The following is a 23,758-nucleotide window of genomic DNA, read 5'->3' on the forward strand; positions in this document are numbered from 1 at the left end:
TTTGCTGTCAAGTGATTATTTTCGGAAGTTTTCGAAGAATTCTTCAACAACTTCAACCACTTGCGCTTCCGATCTCTCGTCAGCGGGAGGCGAATTCTACAGCGTTACACGCTGCTGTCAATACCTCTTTTTCAACTTCCTTTTGGCTTCGATAAACTGAAGCAACCTGCTGCCGAAAACATCATAACTCATTGAATCTCAAGGAGTTTTCCGTTTCGACTGCGCCGGAAGTGGGGCGAATTATAGACATCTGGAATCTGCCGTCAACCGTTAATTTCGTTTCTGTTCGATTTACTAAGAAACCAGCCTCTATATAAGCCAAGCTGAGCTATCAGATTGGATTCTTGTGAAAGCTGAAGGCCCAAGGCAAGCCGAGGCGCAGCGCGCGCCAGAAATGTCGCGACCGCAGGCGATCAAAGCCGCTGAGAAAGAGATTGGGAAGGAGCTGGATAATAGATGGTGTCCCAGGGCAGGTTCGAACTGCCAGCCTTCCCCTTAGGAGGGGGTATTCACAACCCCGTAATTCAACCATTATCCTTATATATCATAGACTTAATGTACGGTTATGTGTGGTTGCGTTTGGCCAAATCAATTATTTTGCCCCCTTAGTGCCCCCTTGAGATCGAGATCAACCCTCTGTATAAACGACCAATCACAGAAGGGCTCGCACCGCATGGCTATCAAATTATCCAACACCACCCTCAAAACACTTGAGACCAGAGGAAAAACCTACGAAGTCTACGACTCGAGAACGACTGGCTTTTTCATCCGGGTGTACGCCTCTGGAAAGAAAGCCTACATGGTCGAGTACGCCAGGAAACGTAAGGAGACGATTGGTCGCGTAGGCATCATCACACTAGAAGCCGCACGGAATGCGGCCATTAACCTCATCCAAATCGCGAAGGCAAACGGCGGCACCATCCCCAAAAGTCAGCCGAATGAGGGCCAGATGACCCTGAAGCGGTTCATTGATGAGCATTATGAAGCTTGGATGACACAGCACAGGAAAAACCACGCCAAAGATTTGAGCACCTTAAAAAGCGCTTTCGTAGATCTTATGGATATTGAGCTCAGCAAGATTACCCATAAACAGGTTGACGATTTGCGAACGAGCTGGCTCCGGTCAGGTAATAAGCCTGCGACGGTCAACCGTAAGACAACTGCACTGAAAGGCCTATTCGCTCGAGCCATCGAGTGGTCATTCACCTCGGCAAGCCCCATAGCCAAAATGGGAGACCTGACTGTTGACGAGAACGAGAACCCCCGCTACCTAAGCGCCGACGAGGAGTCTCGACTCTATGCTCAGCTTGACGCCAGGGAGTCAAGACTGAGAATCGAGAGAGCATCGGCAAACGCCTGGAGAATACAGCGTGGTATTCCTCTCCTGGCCGACCTCGACCAAGCACCATTTGCTGATCATTTGAAGCCTATGGTCATCACTCTGCTGAAAACGGGTATACGACGTGGCGAGCTCTTCAATCTCAAATGGAAAGATGTGTATTTGACGGATGGCTATCTAAGCGCCACAGACACAAAAAACGGGAAAAGCCGACATATTCCGCTACACCCCGCGCTTCACAATACCCTGAAAGCCTGGAACGACGGGCCAGTACCAGAAAACTATGTGTTCCCTGGGCGCGATGGCAGCCGCTTGACAGATGTCAAATCAGCATTCAATAAGGTGATTCAAGATTCAAAGATCGTAGACTTCAGGCTGCACGATCTACGCCATACCTTCGCGTCAAACCTAGTAATGCGCGGGGTGCCTCTCAACACGGTCAGGCAATTGCTAGGGCACAAAGATATTAAAATGACACTACGTTACGCACACCTTTCGAAAGATAACCTCGCAAGTGCCATCGGCCTGCTCTGACCAACAAACCAGGTCAAAAACCGAACAATTGACAAATTGTCAAGACCCCAGGGTACTTTTTTTCACCAGAAGTATTGCGCGCCGCCCTGACTCTGATTAGGATTCCTGCACCAGCATCGACCATGACAGGTGATGCACAGAAAGATAGGCGGACAATGGGAGCGATTCAAAAATTAGCAGTCGGGCCTGACGATGCCGCAGCAATGACCAGTCACAGCAGGAGCGCCATCTATGACGCCATGAACTCGAAAAGCTTAAGGAGCTTCAAAAGTGGGAAGCGTAGACTCATATTGGTAAAAGACTTGGAGTCTTGGCTAAATGAGCTAGCAAAAAGCAACAGCATGTAACACGGAGCATAGGCACGATGCCCAACTTAGATATCCTCCCTTAAAGCCCCATTAAATTGGGGCTTTTTGCATCTATATCAATGTGATTAGCTCGCTCACTTACGACCAGCATCACCATGGCAGTAGCCCTGCATAACATCCGCAGACAAGCGAGGGGATCGTCCCTTCGGCGCAGTCGGCTGTTTTGGCCTTGACGGGTGCGGGGATCAATCGTCCTTCGCGCAGCGAGGCCGCTTGAGCGCCGCGTGGTGACAGGGCAGCGCCCTGGTGTTGATCTTGATCTTCCTCCGCAGGAGGCCGCGCTTCTGGAACTTGCGAAGCAAGTGGAAGAAGCATAGTCGGTCACTATGCTTTTGACTTTAGCTTGTATCACCCTTGGCTTAATGAGCATACTTGGAAAAAGTAGGCAGGCATTAGGATGTATCAGTTCATACATATCGAAAGTTATTCAAGAGTTACTCCGAAGACTGGCAAACAGGGTGACCACTCTGTCTCTTCCATAATTAGGGAAGCAATAAGGATAGAAGGCAGCATTCCGCATATAAGCTCCCCAGGCGCACCAATATACTTATATGGAGGTAGTCTTGAAGCCATCGAAGGGAAGTGCAATGAATGGGCAGCATCAATAAGCGATCTGAGGGGACATAAAACAAGGAGAGACGCTTTATGCCTACTGGCTGGCGTCGTGTCTGCTGAGTCTGTAATAAGTTCAGAAGCATGGGAGAAACTTAAGGCCGACACCGTAGCATGGCTTCAGGAAAAATACGGGGGCAGGCTACAAGCAGTGATCGAGCATACAGATGAAGCTCACCCGCATCTGCATTTTTATTGTGTGCCACTACATGGCGAAAGATTCGAGCAGCTGCACGATGGAAAGCGTGCAGCTGCAGCACTAAAGGCAAAGAGGAAAAGTGAACAAAACGTGGCATACAAGCATGCAATGCGCGCGTTTCAGGATGAATTCAGCGACAAGGTAGGTATTCCAAATGGAATGGCTCGTTTTGGGCCGCGCAAACGCCGTTTAAGCCGCGACAGCTGGAAGCAGGAGCAAGCGCAGGTTATAGCCATCTCGAAGGCTCTGAGGAGATCAGAGGAACTCAGGCTGGCAACGATAGACCAAGCCACAACTATGATTCATGAGGTCACGCGCGAAGTCAGCGAAATCGAGCGAATCGCCGTTCAAAGAGGAGAAACAAGAGGCCTCGATAATTTTATTCAAAAGAGTTTTTCTGGAAAGCTGGTGGAATTAATACTTGGTGTTTCTAGAGAAAACAAAAAGCTTGTTGGTAGGTTAAGGAACGCTGAGGATTCACTCGCCAGATGGAAATCGAGAGCAGTCAGGTATGAAGAAAAGGCGAAGGAGCTGCTGGGTAGACTCATGTTCATCAAGCCCAGGTACAGAGATTTGGAGGCTGAATTTTCGAGGATGGCGCGGTTGAAATGCACCTTGGAGGAAACACAGCGCAAGCTTGAACAGAGCGAGCAACAACTCGATAGAGCAAAGGGCGCCCTTGGAATTAAGGATGCAACTATTGAAATGTATAGACGTCGAGAGTCTGAGAAAGAGACTATTGCACTTGATTATAAAAAAATGCATCAGAAAGTATATCCAAATGAAACCCCGTGCGAACCCGGAATATAATTTTAGCACGACCAACCTTAAACCTTGAAAATGCCATACAACTTATTAACTGCAGTCGAGGGCAAGCTTCTATAAGGCGAACTCTTCAGTTGAACGTCGGCGGCAATTATCTGATATTATCCTGTTGCAGGATGTGTTAATTTTGCCACACGAAGTGGCCTCAACGAGGCATTGGCAATGACGTTACTCCTGAAACAAGAACAGAAACAATTCATGGCGGATCTCGCACACCATGTTTCGGCGCAAAGTGCGAGATCGTTAGTGTGGGAGAATTCCGACTACCTAAATTCGTACCAGGATGACGGTGAGGCTGTGACCATTGTTCGGCGAAGTGTACCTGATAATTTTTGGCTGGGTTTCCATGAGCTAGTGAAGCTAGGATTAGCACGAAACACATCGCCAGAAAATATTTCAGACGAGTATGATCGGAGCGTAACCGTAAGCGAAAAATTGCTTGAAGCGCTGTTATTACTGTTCTCAAAGCTAGTCCAAACCCTCCTGGGTGAGGACGCAGGCGGGCATGCCGGGATTCGTCGCAGGATTCGCAATCCTGAGCCTGCTGAGACTTTTGAGCCCTAGGGTTTACACACTCCCCCGCGTCTCGACGGTATTCCAATTCTTCAACAGCAGCTCTGTGCTCTTGAATACCCGCTATGCCGCATCTAGCGGCTAGCATTTCATCACACTTCTCGCATCCACATGAGAAGCTTGAATCATTAATGTTAACTCCCCCTTTCCAGCCACTACGGTTATCCGGCACTTGGATAGGAGCCTCGTAAATACAGGTAATTTCCTGGTTTACCATGCTTTGAATATGCGTGACTTTAGATACGCTTTCTCCAAATCTATTCATGACATTTACTGATAACAATTTCAGGTGATCTAGGTTTCCCTCCAGCGCAGCAACCATAGATTGAAGCTGTTTCTCTTTGCGCCCAGGATCGTTTGAGGCTATTTTCAGAGGCGCAGCCAACTCACTGAGGCTCTCGGGCAAGCATCCCTTATCGTATCCCTTCCGAAGAGCTTTCACTTTAGTGCTGTAACCCTGTACTCCGAAGGTTTGGATCTGTCGAGCCCTGGCTGCTTTTATAGCATAGCGATGACGAATGACATCGTCGGTTTGCGCACTAGCCTGCAACCGGAAAGCATAGCTAACTTTTTTGAATAGATAGGAGATAGCAGGTGTAGTAGTCCTATCCTGTGACGACTCAGACTCAGGTTTGCCGCGCAGGAGTATTTCATCCAGGTGGTCATTGAAATATTGCTTCGGGCGTGTACGCTCTCGAGAATAGATCTTTGATAGTTTCCTCTCAATTATCTTATCCAGATCCCCATTATAGTAATACAGAATATGCCAGTGCGGAGTACCGTCCTTGTGGACTTCCAGAACTCTTACGCCCCTGTAATCCTTTCCAGATTTATAACCGGCATTTCCAATTGCTTTGCCAACCTGGCCAAGTACCTTCTGGAGGTATCGTTGCCCCTCATCAAACCCTGACCCATCAAAATATGGAGAATTACTATGGTACTCTGGCGGGCACGTTAGGGTGATGATTACCCACTTCATCCCATGCTTTTGGGCGATGACATCCATAGCTTTGGCTTGAAGGTAGGATTTATTAAACGTAGCTTTCGTTGAGTTTCTATATATCTCAGCAAGATTTTTTCGCGGGCTAAGCTCTAAGCGCTTTTCAATCTCTTTTTCACGCGCTTTAAGGATTTCTATAGTGGCATCCGAACAGTAGGACATCTTCCCCTTCTCAACAGACCCTAGCAAACCTTGCCGCCTGGCATCCTTCTCCCTTTCTGAGTCCAAGATGCGGTTCAGGTTGGTTAACCAAAATCGTTCGCTGCTTAGTCGCTTGAGACGTCCCAGAGTAGTAGACTTTTTGATAGCCCCTACCCCCACCCCATACTCGTGGGCATGTAATGAATGGAATTCTTTGATCTCATCAGGAGCACTAGCTAAGAAAACCCAATGTCGGCGGGCAATATTAGAAGCAACCTTGCTGACGGCTTTAGGCGGAAATCTCTTCAGCTCCTCTAATGCAGGAGCCGTGTAACTGAAGGAGGGCTGGATACCAGGCACGACGACGCTCTAACAAATGCGTCGTGCATGCGTGGATTGAGTTTTTGCTTCACAGCAACTTGACTATCTCAAAGCCAAAAGGATATTGAAAATATATAAAATCTAACTACTTACCTCCGTCAATAGCCCACAACTATTGACGGAAAGTCAACGATAGTAGATGTCGTGTTCAGAGCGGGACACCTACCTGGTTAACAGGTTCGCTCGGTATCATAAAACGACCGTTAAATGACACCGTTCGTTAAGTCATGAAAAGGCATCATCTAAATAGGGTTTTCCATTTATCGATACCCTGATAGAATGATCCCACGTTAAGTGATCCCATTACGGAGTTATCGCATGTCCCGCACTTTCCTGTATGCCCGCGTATCAACCTCAGGCCAGTTCACTGAAAATCAAGTGCAGGAAGTCAAAAATGCTGGCTTCGACGTTCAGTCAGGCCGGGTGGTCGAGGAAATTATCTCGGGCAGTGTGACTGCTAAAGAACGTCCTGGCTTTCAGAAGCTGTTGGAACGCATGGAGAGTGGAGACGTGCTGATCGTTACCAAGCTTGATCGTCTAGGACGTAACGCCATGGATGTACGGCAGTCAGTTGAGCAACTGGCTGCCGCAGGCATCCGTGTTCACTGCCTAGCCCTTGGCGGTGTAGACCTGACATCAGCAGCAGGCAAAATGACCATGCAAGTGCTGGGAGCTGTAGCTGAGTTTGAGCGTGACTTACTGATCGAACGTACCCAGCAAGGTCTGATTCGCGCAAAGGCTGCGGGCAAAACACTGGGTAGACCAGAGGCTGCTAACACTACAGCAGCAGTTCAACGAGCCAAAGCAAAGGACATGACACAGGCCCAGGCAGCAGCTGAGCTGGGGGTAGGCATTGCCACAATCAAACGGCATTGGAATAAGGCTTGAGCATACGCTTAACGCCCCATGAGCGAGCTAAGAGTGCGCTTTGTTCCATCTAGCATTGAGAAGAACCAAGCAACGGGCGGTGCCTCACCAAAAACAGTGGCCTACAAATACGCGCCCAGCTCCACATACCAATGCAGATGTGGACAGATTCCATGTGGCCGGATACTTGGATCGCTACCATTGCAATAGTCTGCCTAGCTACAACCATGCTTCACAAAGAGTTTCAGCTTGATTAAGGATCAGTTGCGCAGCCTCTTCCGCCTGGTCAGGCGGGTATTTGTATTTGCGCAGGATCCGCCGCACCAGGATGCGCAGTCTAGCCCGCACACTTTCACGACTGCTCCAGTCGACACTGACGTTAGCCCGCAAGCTTGCAGTCAGCTCATGGGCAATTTTGGCCAGAATCTCGTCTCCCAGTTCGCGCACCGATGCCTCGTTGTTGGCCAACGCATCGTAGAACGCCATTTCGTCATCGTTGAGGCCCAGCGCATCGCCACGCTGACTGGCTGCGGCGAACTTCCTGGCCATTTCGATCAATTCTTCGATGACCTGAGCGGTTTCAATGGAGCGGTTCTGGTAGCGTTTGATGACATTGGCCAGTAGCTCGGAGAACTTCTTCTCCTGGGCTAAGTTGGTGCTGTAACGGCTCTTGATCTCGCCTTCGAGTAAGCGTTCCAACAGCTCGACCGCGAGGTTCTTCTCGGGTAGGTTGCGCACCTCGGCGAGAAACGCATCGTCGAGCAGGCCAATATTGGGCTTGTCCAGGCCCACCGCTTCGAAGATGTCCACCACCTCACCGGAGACCACGGCATTGCCGATGATCTGACGGATGGCCAATTCGCGCTCTTCGTCAGTCTTTTTCTGCTGACTGACTTCACGCTTGATCAAAATCACCTTGATCGCTTGGAAGAAAGCAACCTCCTCTCGAACGGCCTTGGCTTCATCCAGGGTGCAGCACAGGGTAAAGGCTTTGCTCATAGCCAGCGCGCTATCGGCAAAACGCTTCTTGCCATCTTCCACACCCAACACATGGTTGGCGGCTCCGGCCAGCAACTTGTGGCCACCAGTGAGGAAATCGCTGCAATCGAAGCCATGCAGCAGGCTACGCAGGACTTCGAGTTTTTCCTCCAGTACAGAATAGGCTTCATGAGCGTCTACTGTTGGTCGGCCCCTGCCCTTGCTACCGGTGTACTCCTTGAGCGCGACTTTTAGCTCATTGGCTATGCCGATGTAGTCCACCACTAGGCCGCCCTGTTTGTCCTTGAACACGCGGTTGACCCGGGCAATAGCCTGCATCAGGTTGTGGCCCTTCATGGGTTTGTCGACGTACAAGGTGTGAACGCACGGCGCATCGAAACCGGTCAACCACATGTCACGGACGATCACTAGCTTGAGCGGATCGAGTGGATCCTTAAAGCGCTTTTCCAGACGTTTTTTGAGCTGGCCGGGATAGATGTGAGGACGCAGTAACGCCTTGTCCGAGGCGCTGCCAGTCATAATTACTTTGATCGCGCCTTTCTCCGGATCTTCGTTGTGCCATTCCGGACGCAGGGCAACAATCTCATTGTAGAGATGCACGCAAATCTCTCGACTCATGGCTACCACCATGGCTTTGCCGGGCATCTGACCCACGCTCACCATGCCCTGGTTACGTTCCTCGAAATGCTTGACCAGGTCAGCGGCGACGCTATGAACACGCGGTTCTGCACCGACCACTTTTTCCAAGGCGGCCCAGCGGCTTTTCAGGCGCGACTGCTGGTCGTCTTCTTCGTCTTCGGCCAGTTCATCGACCTGATCGTCAATCGCAGGAAGCTCATTGTCCTTCAACGACAGTTTAGCTAGGCGCGACTCATAATAGATGGCGACGGTCGCACCATCCTCAGTTGCCTGCTGCATGTCATAGACATGAATGTATTCACCGAAGACAGAGCGGGTGTCGCGGTCTTCGCTGGACACCGGGGTGCCGGTAAAAGCCACGAAGGTTGCGTTTGGTAGTGCGTCGCGGAGGTGTTGGGCATAACCGACCTGATAACGGGTCTGGCTCTCGCCGAGCAGGGCTCCTTCGGAGGCTTTCAGCTCTGCGCCAAAACCATACTGGGTGCGGTGGGCTTCGTCAGCAATGACCACAATGTTTGAGCGGTCGGAGAGCACCGGAAAGGTGTCTTCGTTTACTCCCGGCATGAACTTCTGGATCGTGGCAAAGACGATGCCGCCACTGGGCCGACTGGCCAATTTGTTGCGCAAATCACCACGTGATTCCACCTGGATGGGCTGCTCACGCAACAGATCCTGGGACAGCGAGAACACCCCGAACAACTGGCCATCCAGGTCGTTGCGGTCAGTGATCACCACGATGGTCGGGTTCTCCATCGCCTTCTCCTGCATCACCCGGGCGGCGAAACAAGTCATGGTGATGCTCTTGCCCGACCCTTGGGTGTGCCAGACCACCCCGCCCTTATGGCTGCCACCGGGACGCGCGGCACTGACCACCTGCTGGATTGCCGCGCGCACGGCGTGAAACTGATGATAGCCGGCAATTTTCTTCACCAGGCGCCCGTCATCCTCGAACAATACGAAATAGCGTAGGTAATCGAGCAGTACCTTCGGCGCCAAGGCACCGCGCACTAGGGTCTCCAGTTCGTTGAACTGTCCCAGCGGGTCGAGATCCTGGCCATCGATGGTGCGCCAATTCATGAAACGTACGGCATCAGCTGACAATGACCCCATGCGCGCTTCGCTGCCATCAGCGATCACCAAGATTTCGTTGTATTGGAACAGATCCGGAATCTGTTCCTTGTAGGTCTGGATCTGGTCGAAGGCTTTGCCCAGGTCAGCCTTAATATCCGCTGGATTCTTCAGCTCCAGCAACACCAACGGCAGGCCATTGACGAACAGGATGATGTCTGGACGCCGGGTATGCTTTGGCCCCTCAATACTGAACTGATTGATGGCCAGCCAATCGTTGGCTTTTATTTCGACCCAATCAATCAGGCGGACAAAATCACCACGCGTTTCGCTGTCTTTCTGGTACTGCACCGGTACGCCGCCGACCAATAGGCGATGGAACTGGCGGTTGGCTGATAGCTGTGCCGGAAGACCCAGTTCGAGCACCTGCTTGAGCGCATCTTCGCGTGCCGACAGAGGTATTTGGGGATTGAGCCTGGCCATGGCACTGCGCAGACGTTCAAGCAAGACCACCTGGCGGTAGTTGTCACGCTCAGGGCTTTCGCCGTCATAGGCAATCATCGGCCCGTATAAATGGCTATAGCCAAGCTCTGCTAGCCAACCAAGGGTTTCCTGTTCCAACTGATCTTCAGTCATTCTATCTCACTCCCTGTGCACAATTACCGGCCAGCGTCGCCCGCTCCCGCGTTTGGGTATGTCGTCTTTGAGCTGAGTTGGCCGTCGGCGCGTCCTTCCGGTTATGCGTGTGCACTCCCTCGCTACGCACAATCTTCCTCACCCATCACCTCCGCTTCCGGCAGTCGCAGCTGCCCGGAAATAAGGCGCGGCAACAAAGTATCGCGGAGTTGAGCAAGGTTTTGTGCTTGCTCGTGGTTTGACAGAATTGATTCTAGGACTGGAGCGATGACTCCATTAAAGTGCTCCAGGACATCGCTCGAAGGTATCACCACAGGATAAGAAATTAAGGCCGCACCACTTATGTTTGCCTGTGCACTGCCATGCGACTGAGCTTCAGCAAAAATTTTGAAAGCAGGATTACGCACAAGACAGTACACAAAACCTAGGTCAGCTAACCCATTAGCCGTCGAAAAGCGCCCTACCCGCTGATTAAGATATGCCGAAGGGTTTACCGTTGGAACCAACCCTGTCTCACCAACATACCCAGTCATTCCAACCAGCAGGCTCCCGCGCTCTAGCTTAAATCGATCTAGTCCACGGGTTGTCTCGGAATTAACAAATGAACAGCCGACGAGATCAATAATTCCAGGCTTCACGTCGCCAATTTTCACGACTGGATGCCCAGTAGCAACCCAGTCCTTGCTCTTAAAAGCATAACCATTCTGAAAATCAGCTAAGTCGGCTAAAGAAGCACCCCGCCACCCATTAGGTATCAACCCCAGCTCGGACTCTTCAAAACTATCCGGAAACAGCGCGGCAGTGGCCGCGTCTAGACCATCCGGCACAAGCCGTTCCGCCTTGGCTCGCACCGGCTCGAAATCGACAAACCAGGATTTGAATAGCGTCTGCGTAATGGCTTCCAGGGTAGCGTTGGTTTCGCGGAGCTGGGTGATGCGGTCATCAAGAGAACCAAGAATGCCAACAATATCTTCCTGAACATGCAATGGTGGGCACTTCAGCTCGATTTTATTCATGTTCCCTTGGGTCAGTTTCGGCATCACGGCGCCGGTGAGATAGCCACTGATGTCAGTAGCCTGCAAGGAATACTGCAAGAAACGCGTGTTCGCTCTCTCGTTACCGGTCACGATATGGGCATGGTTATTTACCCAAAATTTTCCAGATGCCATGAAAGCAATTGGTGTTTGGCGAGTACGCAAATTTTCGCCATCTTCAGCAATTAACAGATAATCGCCGTCAAAAATATACCCATCCACATAATCGACAATGCCTGATGCACCATAGTATGGATATGGGCCTGGCCTCCGATCAGGCCCCCTCACTGGCTTCCGCCTTGTATCATAGTTAACAATTAACTTATCTAGCGTCAAAAGCTCCCACTCAGAACTCATAACCCAGTCCCCCCAGCTTCTGGCGAATCAACTGATCGAGATCGGCGCCCTTGGCGACCTGTTCACCTAGCAATGCCGTGAGGTTCTGCATCTTCTCGACAAAGGCCTCGTCGTCGTCCTCAACGGCCTCGGCTCCGACATAGCGTCCTGGGGTAAGCACATGGCCGTGCTCGGCGATTTCGGCGAGGGTCACGCTGCGGCAGAAGCCTGGAATATCAACATATTCAGCAATCTCACCGCCGACCTCCAGTGGCGCGCCGCGCCAGTTGGCCACGGTTTGCGCAATGCGCTCGATGTCGCTATCGAGTAGCTCGATCTGCACTCGACTGATGTTGGTGCCCAGCTTGCGCGCATCAATAAACAATACCTCGCCCGGGCGTTTGCTCTTCTGCTTGGTCAAAAACCAAAGGCACGCGGAAATCTGCGTGTTGAAAAATAGTTGGCCGGGCAGCGCGACCATCACCTCGACCACGTCGGCTTCGACCATGGCACGGCGGATGTCGCCTTCACCGTTCTGGCTAGAGCTCATAGAACCGTTGGCTAGGACTATGCCGGCGCGACCACTGGACTTGAGGTGGAACAGCATGAGTTGCAGCCAGGCGTAGTTGGCGTTGCCTTGCGGCGGTGTGCCGTATACCCATCGCGGATCACCTTCCAGGCTGCCATGCCACCAGTCGCTGACGTTGAACGGCGGGTTGGCCAGAACAAAGTCGGCCCGCAGGTCTCTATGCTGGTTGCGCACAAAGCTGTCGGCTGGTTCCTTGCCGAGATTGAAATCAATGCCCCGAATAGCCAGGTTCATGGCGGCGAGGCGCCAGGTGGTCGGGTTGGATTCCTGACCGTAAATCGAGACATCCCCCAGCTTGCCACCGTGGGCTTCGATGAATTTTTCCGACTGCACAAACATGCCGCCCGAGCCACAGCATGGATCATAGACCTTGCCCTGATGTGGGTTAAGCACGGCCACCAGGGTCTTGACGATGCTAGCTGGGGTGTAGAACTGCCCGCCGCGCTTGCCTTCCGCACTGGCAAACTGGCCGAGGAAGTATTCATAGACCTGGCCAAGCAAATCGCGAGCTTGGTGAGCATCGCCACCAAAACCGATAACAGAAATCAGATCGACCAGTTCACCGAGTTTGCCATCCGGTAGCTGGGCGCGGGCATAGCGTTTATCAAGGATGTTTTTCAGCGACGGGTTTTCTGATTCAATCGCGGCCAAGGCCTCATCGATGCGTTTACCGATGTCGACCTGCTTGGCGTTGGCCCGGATGGACTCCCAGCGCGCCGCTTCCGGCACCCAAAACACATTCACTTCTTTGTAGTAGTCGCGCTCTTCCAGCTCTTCGGCCAAGAGTTCGGGGTCGTCAGTGCCCAGGTAATAGTCATCGCTGGCATCGGCGAAGCGACGCTCCAGGTCGGAGCGACGTCCGGAGAAGCTGTCAGAGATGTACTTGAGAAAAATCAGGCCAAGCACGATGTGCTTGTACTCGGCGGCGTCCATATTGGCGCGCAGTTTATCGGCAGTGGCCCACAAGGTTTTTTCCAGATCCTGCAGGGTGCTGCTCGTACTGCTGACGGCCGCTTTGCGGCCCTGCTTCTTTTTCAGCGGCTCTGGCTCAGCGTCTGAAATGATGTCATTTGATCCAAAACGCGCACGCGCTTGAATGAGTGCCTGTTCAGCGAGGCTGGACACCTGGTCAGCTGTCTTTTGATCCGTCATGGAAAGTTCCTGAAATTTAAGCGACGCGCTATCCGTCAAATGAACCCAACAGCCGTTCGGGCATAGATGGCGCCATGATAGCGAGCCGTGCCCATGGCGTCAGTCGATGAGATGCCCCGGAAAGCCATAATCGTTAAATTTTTATATCTGATAATGTCCTTTCTCATACATAGCTAAGGGAATCCTTGATGCTGCTCGACAAAGACCTGGTGCGCGAGATCCTGCTGGCAGTCGAAGCCAGTGACCACAGTCCTGAGGAAGGCATCATCCTTGCGCTCGATAATCAGAAACCTCAAGACGTCTCCTACCATGTGATGTTGCTGCACGAAGCAGGATTCCTTATAGGCAATGATGCTTCATTTCTGTCAGACATCTTCCCCGTCTGGCAAGCCAAGCGGCTGACCTACAAAGGACATGAGTTTCTCGACACCATCCGGGATGGCGAGGTCTGGCGGCGTACTAAAGCCGGCGCCGAAAAGGCGGGGGTCGCAGGTCTCGGCGTTTTGCTGGAGCTAGGAAAGGCCTACGGCAAGGAAGTCTTGAAGGAAAAACTGGGGATCGAACTGCTATGAATCGGGTCGCGCTCTGCGCTGGTCGATTCAGGTAGCAGTGCTGGTAAGTCAAGCCGGCGAACGAGCAGGAACGGCCAATATCCGCAACCCGAATACACGCGTGAGTTACGCCACAGCTACACAAGAGTTTTACATGGTGCCAGGTAGGAGGTTTAGCAGACTGAGAGCGACCCCTATCGGTGACCCCGTGCAGGTGTATCTGCTGCGAAAGCTAAAAGAGTTCACTTGGGCCGAAGCCGATTCTGGCCTGTAACACACACAGCCCGGCAAGCAACAGGGAATGCATTTTGCCCCCTTATTGCCCCCTTCATAACGCTGCTTAGCAACTTAGACGACCTAAGATGCCTTATTAATATGGTGTCCCAGGGCCGGTTCGAACGGCCAACCTTCCCCTTAGGAGGGGGATGCTCTATCCAATTGAGCTACTGAGACACACGGTTGTCGTAGGCAAGGAATGCCGCACGACGGACGGCGAGCATGTTAACGGGCGTGCCCCAATTTGTCATGTCGTCCGCAGGTCTATTTAAGTGTAGGCAGGTATCCCACCGCGCTGCGGGAAGTTTTACCGTGCATTTTGCAATCCCGCTGAAAACCGATCATTGCAGATTGCAATCAGCCGAAAGCCAAAAAGTCACCCAAATGCTTGTTTTTAAAGGACTTAACAACAGATAAACTGTTGGCATGGCGACTGCTTGGCTTGTGCTTATAAAAGTACAATCGGAGCACCAGCCATGAACCGCGCCCTCTTGCTTGCAAACGCAATTGCTTTAGTTGTATTGGCGGGTTTTCAGTTTCACGACCAGGACACTGCGTCGGCGCCTGTTGCTCAGCGCATGCCGCATTATCTTCAGGTGCAAAAAGCACCCCAATGGGCCGTATTAAGTGAGAAGAGCGATGCCGCTGCTACTCAGATGGTCAGCGAACCCGAACTCGGTCCGAGCCCAGTAACCGAGCGCTTTGTTTTTTGAATTATCTTCTGGAGTACAGCATGTCCAAGTCCGCAGCAGGATTCCTGATCCTTGCCCTACTGAGTGGCGCCATCCATTTTTCGCTGTTCCCAGAAACCGAGATTACGCCGCCGCTGATTGCGTCCGGCGTATTCGCGACTTTATTCCTGCTGGCGCTTATGGCCGGGCGCAAGATCAAGTTCGATCCGTTGCTCCGGTAAGCTGAATCAGCGCGAGTAGCTCCTGGACAGCATGAGACAGCTCACCGGAGTTATCGATCACGTGAACCGTTGCGTCACTGGATCGCCTGTCCTGGAACAATGCATTGCGAGCGATCCGGGCGTCGATCTGCTCAAGGGTTTCTCTGCCGCGCTTGATCAGTCGCTCACGCAACACGTCATCTCTAACCGTTAGAAGAATTGGCAATAGCGTTGGGTAACGCTCAAGCGCCTGGCGCAAATTGGCACGCGAGCCATTGACGAGAACATCTCGCCCGCCCCGCAACCACTGGTCAATTGCTATCGGTATCCCGTAGGACAATCCGTTGGCCTGCCAAGCCAAGGCAAATTCGCCGGCACGTTCAAGGCGCTCGAACTGGTCGAGTGACACACCCTTGGCATCCTCCCCCACCGACTCTGCCGATCGAGTGATGACTCGCTGGACGATTTCGCAACCGCTCGCCACTAATGCGAGGCGGGCGGCGGCAATCAGGCTGTCGTTGCCGGAACCCGACGGCCCCATCAGATAAATAACCCTGCCATCCATCCTGAAAACCCCTCAGGCACATGCCCGGCGCTAGCAAATCGGCAATTTGCCACTATCCTGTATAGGTAAGGAACAAGTGTGGAAAGCGGCACAGCATGCACGTTATCGCGCCCTCGGGCACGTGCTGCCGTGTTTCAGGAAAAGAATGGTGACGCCGGAGTGGACGAAGTTTTCTAACCAGTCCGCATTTCTGATAATTGGTGCTGGCATTACGCCTTTACCCGGCTCAATATTTGTCACAGAATTGACGCCAATGATCTGGCAATTTTGAGGCATGATGCGGGCCTCTTAACAATTCAGGTTGAACCATTTGGTCCGGATGCTTGTCCTACCACACATCCTGCGGCCAATCCCGAGAACCGCTCCCCTGAACTAACCGGTTAAATATATGCGCCCATTGAAACAGGCAATTTATTCCAGCCGTACGGCTGACAAGTTCGTCGTACGTCTGCCAGACGGAATGCGTGAACGCATTGCCGAGGTGGCTCGCAATCATCATCGCAGCATGAACTCCGAAATCATTGCGCGCCTTGAGCAGAGTCTTATTCAGGAAGGTGCACTGGGCGAAGAGCTGAGCATGCGCCTGGACAGCCCGGAACTGTCCCTGCATGAGCGCGAGCTTTTGCAACGCTTCCGTCAGCTTTCACATCGTCAGCAGAACGCTCTGGTCTCTTTGATTGCCCACGACGCCGAAATGGCAGCAGACGCGTCCTGATCCATATCAAACATTAAAAGCCAGCTTAACCGCTGGCTTTTTTTTGCCTGGATTTTGGCAGTGCAGGTAAAAAAAACCCGCCGGGAAGGCGGGCTGTTTCGCTACAACAAATCAAAGCAGGAAGATTGTCGCCAACCCGAGGAAGATGAAAAAGCCGCCACTGTCGGTCATGGCGGTGATCATCACACTCGCACCCATGGCCGGATCGCGACCCATTTTCGCCAGAGTCATTGGAATCAGCACACCCATCAAGGCAGCAAGAAGCAAATTGAGCGTCATCGCCGCTGTCATCACCACACCTAGCGACCAGCTGCCATAGAGCAGATAGGCAACCACACCAATCACGCCACCCCAGACCAAGCCATTGATCAACCCGACCGCCAGCTCCTTGCGCATCAGGCGCGACGTATTGCCAGTGCTGACCTGATCCAGCGCCATGGCGCGAACGATCATGGTAATCGTCTGGTTGCCAGAGTTACCGCCGATACCTGCCACGATCGGCATGAGTGCGGCGAGCGCTACCAACTTCTCGATCGAGCCTTCGAACAGACCGATCACCCGCGATGCGATAAACGCAGTAATCAGATTGATCGCCAGCCACGCCCAGCGGTTGCGCAGAGATTTCCAGACTGAAGCGAAGATATCTTCCTCTTCACGCAGACCCGCCATGTTGAGGACTTCGGTTTCGCTCTCTTCACGAATCAGGTCGACCATCTCGTCGATGGTCAGACGCCCGATCAACTTGCCGTTCTTGTCGACCACCGGGGCTGAAATCAAGTCGTAACGCTCAAAAGCCTGGGCGGCATCGTAAGCATCTTCATCCGGATGGAAGCTCACCGGATCGCTGGCCATCACCTCGGCAACCTGTTTCTCAGGATCATTGACCAGTAGGCGCTTGATCGGCAGCACGCCCTTGAGCACTCCGCCGTAATCGACGACGAACAGTTTGTCGGTATGACCCGGCAGCTCTTTGAGGCGACGCAGATAACGCAGGACCACTTCGAGGCTGACATCCTCGCGAATGGTCACCATCTCGAAGTCCATCAGTGCGCCGACCTGCTCGTCATCGTAGGACAAGGCCGAACGTACGCGCTCGCGCTGCTGGTTATCGAGGCTTTCCATCAGCTCATGGACGACATCTCGCGGCAGCTCGGAAGCCAGGTCAGCAAGTTCGTCGGCGTCCATGTCCTTGGCGGCAGCCAGGAGCTCGTGATCGTCCATGTCGGCAATCAGCGTTTCACGAACCGAATCGGATACTTCGAGAAGAATGTCGCCGTCGCGGTCAGCCTTGACCAATTGCCAGAGCGTCAGACGGTCGTCCAGCGGCAAGGCTTCCAGAATGTAAGCGACGTCAGCGGAGTGCAGATCATCGAGTTTGCGTTGCAACTCGACAAGATTCTGCCGGTGAACCAGGTTTTCGACCCGGTCGTGATGCGCGCCTTCCTGGCGATGAGTGAGGTCTTCGACAACCCGTTGGCGCTGCAGCAGCTCAACGACTTGAGCCAGGCGATCCTGCAGGCTTTCCTGTGTTTTCTTTACTTCGATTTCAGACATAGGCGAACTCCACTCCCAGCAGCGGGGCACGCCGGAAGGATCAATCAGTTAATTCATGATTGGTGAAAAGGGATACTGAGTAACTACTGGGTAAGTCCATGGATATGTTCCATAAGCCCCGGCGGGGCTGACGGGCGCAATGATACACCGCTTGGCGGTTTTGAATGCTAAAAAATCACGGTTGAAACAAGTGCTTGCGAAACAAACCTGAGTGCCATCCTGATCCGTGCAAATGCGACGACTCATCCTGTAAAGAAAACACACCCACGGTGAAAAATGCAGCGTCTATCCTTCTGCATAGATCGTCATGGAGGACGTCGAATGCCATCAATACCCAACCCTATCCTGCTGACGTGCTTGCTGATGCTGCCGCACAGCGCCGAAGCAACCACCCTGCATCGTTGCGAAGCGGCCGACGGCAGCGTCACACTCACATCAATGAGCTGCGCGCACGGTGAACACCTGTCGAAGCAAGAGGTTCACCCCTACTCGCCCGGGTCTGTGGTCGCAATCATGCCGGAAGCCAATCACGAAAAGACGTCAGGAATCAGAACCCAAGGGCGAGAACCCGGAATTATCGGCGGCGCCGAGCATGTCTGCGGGAATGTGATAACTGCCAGGCAACGACGGGAGGCCATCATCAATCGCCGAGTTATCGCCGGGATGAATGCACAGGATGTCGAGAGCGCTCTGGGCAAGCCAGACAAGGTCAATATCAGGACGTCGGTCACGACTTATCGGTACGACCTCAAGCGCGGACGAACTGCACAAATCGATTTTGATCAGAGGGGATGCGTGAAGGAAAAAGCCAAATACCGGACAGCAAAAAGCCCGCGATAAACGCGGGCTTTTTGGTATTTGGTGCACTCGACAGGATTCGAACCTGTGACCGCTCGGTTCGTAGCCGAGTACTCTATCCAGCTGAGCTACGAGTGCATTTGTGTTTTTAGCCCAGACCACAACTGGATGAAGCCAAGCTACCTGCATGATGCAACTAACTCTTAAATGGTGCACTCGACAGGATTCGAACCTGTGACCGCTCGGTTCGTAGCCGAGTACTCTATCCAGCTGAGCTACGAGTGCATTTGTGTTTTTAGCCCAGACCACAACTGGATGAAACCAAGCTATCTGCATTGCTGCAATTAACTCTTAAATGGTGCACTCGACAGGATTCGAACCTGTGACCGCTCGGTTCGTAGCCGAGTACTCTATCCAGCTGAGCTACGAGTGCATTTGTTGCGCCGCATTATAGCCCGTCTAATCTCTATTCCAACCACTTTTTCTAGTAATTTCAATAACTTACCGAAAAAGCCAGATTACGACGTACTAAGCAAATAATGGCGGAGAACGGGGGATTCGAACCCCCGACACCCTTTTGAGGTGTACTCCCTTAGCAGGGGAGCGCCTTCGGCCACTCGGCCAGCTCTCCGCAACACGGGGCGTATCTTAACCAACCTTTTCCCCGTTTGCAAACATAAAAATCGATAAAAATTAATGGCTTGGTTCTTCGTCCTTCTCTTTCTTTATACGCAGGTAAATTTCCTCACGGTGCACGGCAACCTCTTTCGGCGCGTTCACACCGATGCGCACTTGGTTTCCTTTAACGCCGAGCACGGTCACGGTGATTTCGCCATCACCGATAATCAGGCTCTCGGCGCATCGACGGGTCAGAATCAGCATACCTTTCTCCTTACGCAATTCAGTTCAGGGACAACAGTCTGCAAAAAAAAGGCACCCGACCTACAACCGGAGCGATCGTAGCCCTACATGCCTGAGTATTGACCAGCACGAGCAAAAGAACAGTTCGGGGCTCGCGCCATTCAAAAAATAAAGGGCGCGGTCAGACCGCGCCCTTCAGGAAATGGAATTACTCGCCTTGACGGGCAGGCGCATCCAGTTCGAAAGCCGTGTGCAGGGCGCGCACGGCCAGTTCCAGGTACTTCTCTTCAATCACGACGGAAACCTTGATTTCCGACGTCGAGATCATCTGGATGTTGATGCTTTCTTTTGCCAGGGATTCGAACATGCGGCTGGCCACACCTGCGTGGGAACGCATGCCGACGCCGACGATCGAGACCTTGGCAATCTTCGTGTCGCCAACCACTTCACGGGCACCGATCTCGCGAGCGGTGTTTTCCAGCACGGTCTGTGCGGCCTGGTAGTCGTTGCGGTGCACGGTGAAGGTGAAGTCGGTGGTGTTATCGTGCGCGACGTTCTGCACGATCATGTCGACTTCGATGTTCGCGGCACTGATCGGGCCGAGAATCTTGAACGCCACACCCGGGGTGTCTGGCACGCCACGGATGGTCAGCTTGGCTTCATCGCGGTTGAAAGCGATGCCGGAAATGATCGGCTGTTCCATGGTTTCCTCTTCATCAATAGTAATGAGGGTGCCCGGACCCTCCTTGAAGCTGTGCAGTACGCGCAGCGGAACGTTGTACTTGCCGGCGAATTCCACCGCACGGATCTGCAACACCTTGGAACCGAGGCTGGCCATTTCCAGCATCTCTTCAAAGGTGATCTTGTCCAGGCGCTGCGCAACCGGCACTACGCGCGGGTCGGTGGTGTAAACACCATCGACGTCGGTGTAGATCTGGCATTCATCCGCTTTCAACGCGGCAGCCAATGCCACACCAGTCGTATCGGAACCGCCACGACCGAGAGTGGTGATATTGCCGTGCTCGTCGACGCCCTGGAAACCGGCAACAACCACCACGCGACCAGCCTTCAGATCACCACGAATTTTCTGGTCATCAATCTGCAAGATACGCGCTTTATTGTGTGCACTGTCGGTAAGGATCCGCACTTGATTACCGGTGTACGACACCGCCGGCACACCGCGCTTGATGAGTGCCATGGCCAACAGCGCAATCGTTACCTGTTCGCCAGTGGAGACAATCACGTCCAGCTCGCGCGGAACCGGTTGCGCCTCGCCACTGATTTGCTTGGCCAGATCGATCAGACGGTTGGTTTCGCCGCTCATTGCAGACAGCACAACCACCAGGTCATCGCCGGCATCGCGGAATTTCTTAACCTTGTCGGCGACCTGCTCGATTCTCTCGACAGTACCGACCGAGGTGCCTCCAAATTTCTGTACGATCAAAGCCATTTCAAAGCCGCCTCTGCCCATGAAGGGCGCCCAATAATTACTCGAACAGCGGCCGGATCCGCCACTAGACTGCGAACCCGGCAGGCTGTCTTATAAACCCTGCTCGACGAATGGAACGGTCAGCGCGAGTGCGCCATCCAGCGCCGCGGCATCGACACCGCCGCCCTGCGCCATGTCCGGACGACCACCGCCCTTCCCGCCCACTGCCGCAGCAGCCTGCTTCATCAAATCACCGGCTTTGAGTTGGCCAGTCAGGTCCTTGGTTACGCCTGCAACCAGTACGACCTTTTCCTCATGGACACTGCCGAGCAGGATCACTGCGCGGCCGAGTTTGTTTTTCAGCTGATCGACCAGCGCCAGCAGCGCCTTGCCGTCCTGGCCATCCAGACGTGCGGCCAGAACCTTCACATCCTTGACGTCCACTGCCGAGTTCGACAGATCGTCGCCCGCGGCACTGGCAGCCTTGGCCTGCAACTGCTCGAGCTGCTTCTCCAGTTGGCGATTACGCTCCAGCACAGCCGACAGCTTGTCGATCAGGTTGTCGCGGCTGCCCTTGACCAGGCTGGCCGCTTCCTTGAGTTGTTCTTCCGCCGCGTTCAAATAGGCCAGCGCCGCAGCACCAGTGACCGCCTCGATACGACGCACGCCCGAGGCCACACCGCCTTCGCTGATGATTTTCAGCAGGCCGATGTCGCCGGTACGGTTGGCGTGGATACCGCCGCACAGTTCAACTGAGAAGTCGCCCATGCTCAGCACGCGCACGCTGTCGCCGTACTTCTCGCCGAACAGCGCCATGGCGCCTTTGTTCTTCGCGGTTTCGATGTCGGTTTCTTCGGTTTCAACGGCTGAGTTCTTGCGAATCTCGGCGTTGACGATGTCTTCCAGTTGCTTGATCTGCTCAGGTTTGATCGCTTCGAAGTGGCTGAAGTCGAAACGCAGACGCTGGCTATCCACCAACGAACCTTTCTGTTGCACATGCTCGCCCAGTACCTGACGCAACGCAGCGTGCAGCAAGTGGGTAGCGGAGTGGTTCAACGAGGTCGCGTGACGGACGTCGGCATCGACGTGAGTTTCAACCGGAGCGCCGATCGTCAGGCTGCCCGAGTCCAGCACGCCGTGGTGCAGGAACGCGCCGCCAGTCTTGGTGGTGTCTCGAACATCGAAACGGGCGCTGCCTGCCTGCAGGAAACCGCAGTCGCCAATCTGGCCACCGGATTCGGCGTAGAACGGCGTCTGATTGAGAACGATCACCGCCTCTTCGCCTTCATTCAGAACGTCGACCGACTGGCCATCCTTATAGATAGCGACGATTTTCGCCGAACCGCTGGTGGCCGCGTAACCGGTGAACTCGGTGGCAACATCCACCTTGACCAGCGTGTTGTAGTCCAGGCCAAACGAGCTGGCCGAACGCGCGCGAACTCGCTGGGCTTCCATCTCGCGCTCAAAACCGGCTTCGTCGACAGTCAGACCGCGCTCGCGCGCGATGTCGGCGGTCAGGTCCATCGGGAAACCGTAGGTGTCGTAAAGTTTGAACACCACATCGCCCGGCACCACAGTGCCTTTGAGTTCCAGCAGATCCTGCTCGAGGATTTTCAGGCCGTGCTCCAGGGTTTTGGAGAACTGTTCTTCTTCGGCCTTGAGCACGCGCTCGATGTTGCTTTGCTGTTTCTTCAGCTCAGGGAACGCTTCGCCCATCTCGGCGACCAGCGCCGCGACGATCTTGTAGAAGAAGCTGCCGGTAGCGCCGAGCTTGTTGCCGTGACGACAGGCGCGACGAATGATCCGGCGCAGCACGTAACCGCGACCTTCGTTGGACGGCAGCACGCCGTCGGCGATCAGGAAACCGCACGAACGAATGTGGTCAGACACTACTTTTAGCGAAGACTGATCGCCGTTTTCACAGCCGATCGCTTCGGCCGAAGCCTTCAGCAGGTTCTTGAACAGGTCGATGTCGTAGTTCGAATTGACGTGTTGCATCACCGCACTGATCCGCTCCAGGCCCATGCCGGTGTCAACCGACGGCGCTGGCAACGGATGCAACACGCCATCGGCGGTGCGGTTGAACTGCATGAATACGTTGTTCCAGATCTCGATGTAGCGATCGCCGTCTTCTTCCGGCGAACCCGGTGGGCCACCCCAGATGTGCTCGCCGTGATCGTAGAAAATCTCGGTGCACGGGCCGCACGGGCCGGTGTCGCCCATGGTCCAGAAGTTGTCGGAGGCGTATGGCGCGCCTTTGTTGTCGCCGATGCGAATCATACGCTCGGCCGGCACACCGATTTTTTGTGTCCAGATGTCATACGCTTCGTCGTCGGTGGCGTAGACAGTGACCCAGAGTTTTTCCTTCGGCAGTTTCAACACGCCGGTGAGGAAGGTCCAGGCGAAGGTGATTGCGTCGTGCTTGAAATAGTCGCCGAAGCTGAAGTTACCGAGCATTTCGAAGAACGTGTGGTGACGCGCGGTATAACCGACGTTTTCCAGATCGCTGTTCTTGCCACCGGCACGCACGCATTTCTGGCTGCTGGTCGCACGGGTGTATGCACGTTTTTCCTGGCCCAGGAAGCAGTCCTTGAACTGGTTCATCCCCGCGTTAGTGAACAGCAGGGTTGGGTCGTTGCCAGGAATCAAAGAGCTGGAGGCTACACGGGTGTGGCCTTGCTCTTCGAAGAAGCGAAGGAAGGCTTCACGGATTTCTGCGCTTTTCATAGGTTCTTCCACGGAGGCTGCGGCCAAAGGCCTGTTCGAAACGTCAATAGACGAAGCGACGGCAAAGGGCCGCATTATATCGGCCCAGCGCGCGCGGT

Annotated in this window: 18 protein-coding genes and 5 tRNA genes; 9 read left to right on the forward strand and 14 right to left on the reverse strand. The window is 53.6% G+C overall.

Translation table 11 applies throughout. From position 1 onward, the window contains the following. The first annotated feature begins 673 nt into the window (after positions 1-673). The 3 genes from EL257_RS20235 to EL257_RS20245 all read left to right on the forward strand — a co-directional run bounded on the left by EL257_RS20235 (position 674) and on the right by EL257_RS20245 (position 3,862). Entirely contained in the window at positions 674-1,873 is a 1,200-nt protein-coding gene (locus EL257_RS20235) for a site-specific integrase (RefSeq protein ID WP_172604509.1), read from the forward strand. 239 nt (positions 1,874-2,112) lie between these two features. After that, entirely contained in the window at positions 2,113-2,220 is a 108-nt protein-coding gene (locus tag EL257_RS28120) for a hypothetical protein (protein ID WP_232013120.1), read from the forward strand. 418 nt (positions 2,221-2,638) lie between these two features. Beyond that, positions 2,639-3,862: a hypothetical protein gene (locus EL257_RS20245; RefSeq protein WP_126365604.1), complete on the forward strand. Its 1,224-nt coding sequence runs from the start codon at positions 2,639-2,641 to the stop codon at positions 3,860-3,862. 211 nt (positions 3,863-4,073) lie between these two features. Here the strand turns inward: EL257_RS20245 and EL257_RS20250 are convergent, their stop codons facing one another. Further along, complete coding sequence (locus EL257_RS20250; RefSeq protein WP_126365606.1) at positions 4,074-5,951, reverse strand: replication endonuclease; 1,878 nt, start codon at positions 5,949-5,951, stop codon at positions 4,074-4,076. A 339-nt stretch (positions 5,952-6,290) separates the two neighbouring features. Here EL257_RS20250 and EL257_RS20255 point away from each other — a divergent pair, with 339 nt between their 5' ends. Continuing rightward, positions 6,291-6,860, forward strand: a complete 570-nt coding sequence (locus EL257_RS20255) for a recombinase family protein (protein ID WP_126365608.1) — start codon at positions 6,291-6,293, stop codon at positions 6,858-6,860. 198 nt (positions 6,861-7,058) lie between these two features. Here EL257_RS20255 and EL257_RS20260 read toward each other — a convergent pair whose 3' ends face one another. The 3 genes from EL257_RS20260 to EL257_RS20270 form a co-directional block, all read right to left on the reverse strand. Further along, a complete protein-coding gene (locus EL257_RS20260; protein WP_126365611.1) occupies positions 7,059-10,181 on the reverse strand; it encodes a type I restriction endonuclease subunit R in 3,123 nt (1,040 codons plus the stop codon). Positions 10,182-10,303: 122 nt separating this feature from the next. Beyond that, positions 10,304-11,572 carry a restriction endonuclease subunit S gene (locus EL257_RS20265; protein ID WP_126365613.1) on the reverse strand — a complete coding sequence of 423 codons (1,269 nt, stop codon included), beginning with the start codon at positions 11,570-11,572 and terminating at the stop codon, positions 10,304-10,306. Next, a complete protein-coding gene (locus EL257_RS20270) occupies positions 11,562-13,292 on the reverse strand; it encodes a type I restriction-modification system subunit M (protein ID WP_126365615.1) in 1,731 nt (576 codons plus the stop codon). Before EL257_RS20270 ends, EL257_RS20265 begins: the two co-directional genes overlap by 11 nt. A 188-nt stretch (positions 13,293-13,480) precedes the next feature. Here EL257_RS20270 and EL257_RS20275 point away from each other — a divergent pair, with 188 nt between their 5' ends. Continuing rightward, complete coding sequence (locus tag EL257_RS20275) at positions 13,481-13,864, forward strand: DUF2513 domain-containing protein (RefSeq protein WP_126365617.1); 384 nt, start codon at positions 13,481-13,483, stop codon at positions 13,862-13,864. 355 nt (positions 13,865-14,219) lie between these two features. Here the strand turns inward: EL257_RS20275 and EL257_RS20280 are convergent. Further along, positions 14,220-14,296, reverse strand: a tRNA-Arg gene (locus EL257_RS20280). 299 nt (positions 14,297-14,595) lie between these two features. On the opposite strand from EL257_RS20280, the gene EL257_RS20285 reads away from it, so the two are divergent. Beyond that, the gene (locus tag EL257_RS20285) at positions 14,596-14,832 is read left to right on the forward strand and encodes a hypothetical protein (RefSeq protein ID WP_126365619.1); all 237 of its coding nucleotides are present in this window, start codon (positions 14,596-14,598) and stop codon (positions 14,830-14,832) included. Positions 14,833-14,852: 20 nt separating this feature from the next. Next, entirely contained in the window at positions 14,853-15,032 is a 180-nt protein-coding gene (locus EL257_RS20290; protein ID WP_126365620.1) for a PA3371 family protein, read from the forward strand. Here EL257_RS20290 and phnN read toward each other — a convergent pair. Beyond that, a complete protein-coding gene (gene phnN, locus EL257_RS20295; protein WP_126365622.1) occupies positions 15,007-15,576 on the reverse strand; it encodes a phosphonate metabolism protein/1,5-bisphosphokinase (PRPP-forming) PhnN in 570 nt (189 codons plus the stop codon). The genes EL257_RS20290 and phnN overlap by 26 nt on opposite strands. Before the next feature lie 388 nt (positions 15,577-15,964). Here phnN and EL257_RS20300 point away from each other — a divergent pair, with 388 nt between their 5' ends. Continuing rightward, positions 15,965-16,291 (forward strand): Arc family DNA-binding protein, encoded by a 327-nt coding sequence (locus EL257_RS20300; protein ID WP_003178899.1) that lies wholly within the window; start codon positions 15,965-15,967, stop codon positions 16,289-16,291. Positions 16,292-16,402: 111 nt separating this feature from the next. On the opposite strand, the gene mgtE is transcribed toward EL257_RS20300, so the two are convergent. Further along, entirely contained in the window at positions 16,403-17,845 is a 1,443-nt protein-coding gene (gene mgtE, locus EL257_RS20305) for a magnesium transporter (protein ID WP_126365624.1), read from the reverse strand. Positions 17,846-18,166: 321 nt separating this feature from the next. On the opposite strand from mgtE, the gene EL257_RS20310 reads away from it, so the two are divergent. Next, positions 18,167-18,685: a cell envelope protein SmpA gene (locus EL257_RS20310; protein WP_126365626.1), complete on the forward strand. Its 519-nt coding sequence runs from the start codon at positions 18,167-18,169 to the stop codon at positions 18,683-18,685. Positions 18,686-18,704: 19 nt separating this feature from the next. Here EL257_RS20310 and EL257_RS20315 read toward each other — a convergent pair. From EL257_RS20315 to alaS, 7 genes are all read right to left on the reverse strand, one after another. Then, positions 18,705-18,781 (reverse strand) — tRNA-Arg (locus EL257_RS20315). 70 nt (positions 18,782-18,851) lie between these two features. Continuing rightward, a tRNA-Arg gene (locus EL257_RS20320) sits at positions 18,852-18,928 on the reverse strand. A gap of 71 nt (positions 18,929-18,999) precedes the next feature. Beyond that, positions 19,000-19,076 (reverse strand) — tRNA-Arg (locus tag EL257_RS20325). Between the two features lie 107 nt (positions 19,077-19,183). Further along, a tRNA-Ser gene (locus EL257_RS20330) sits at positions 19,184-19,274 on the reverse strand. 62 nt (positions 19,275-19,336) lie between these two features. Beyond that, positions 19,337-19,525 carry a carbon storage regulator CsrA gene (csrA, locus tag EL257_RS20335; protein WP_002554426.1) on the reverse strand — a complete coding sequence of 63 codons (189 nt, stop codon included), beginning with the start codon at positions 19,523-19,525 and terminating at the stop codon, positions 19,337-19,339. A 187-nt stretch (positions 19,526-19,712) separates the two neighbouring features. After that, positions 19,713-20,954 (reverse strand): aspartate kinase, encoded by a 1,242-nt coding sequence (locus EL257_RS20340; RefSeq protein WP_016773595.1) that lies wholly within the window; start codon positions 20,952-20,954, stop codon positions 19,713-19,715. 90 nt (positions 20,955-21,044) lie between these two features. Continuing rightward, entirely contained in the window at positions 21,045-23,660 is a 2,616-nt protein-coding gene (gene alaS, locus EL257_RS20345; protein WP_145964615.1) for an alanine--tRNA ligase, read from the reverse strand. Positions 23,661-23,758 lie beyond the last annotated feature (98 nt).

The organism is Pseudomonas fluorescens, assembly GCF_900636825.1.
Classification (GTDB): domain Bacteria; phylum Pseudomonadota; class Gammaproteobacteria; order Pseudomonadales; family Pseudomonadaceae; genus Aquipseudomonas; species Aquipseudomonas fluorescens_BG.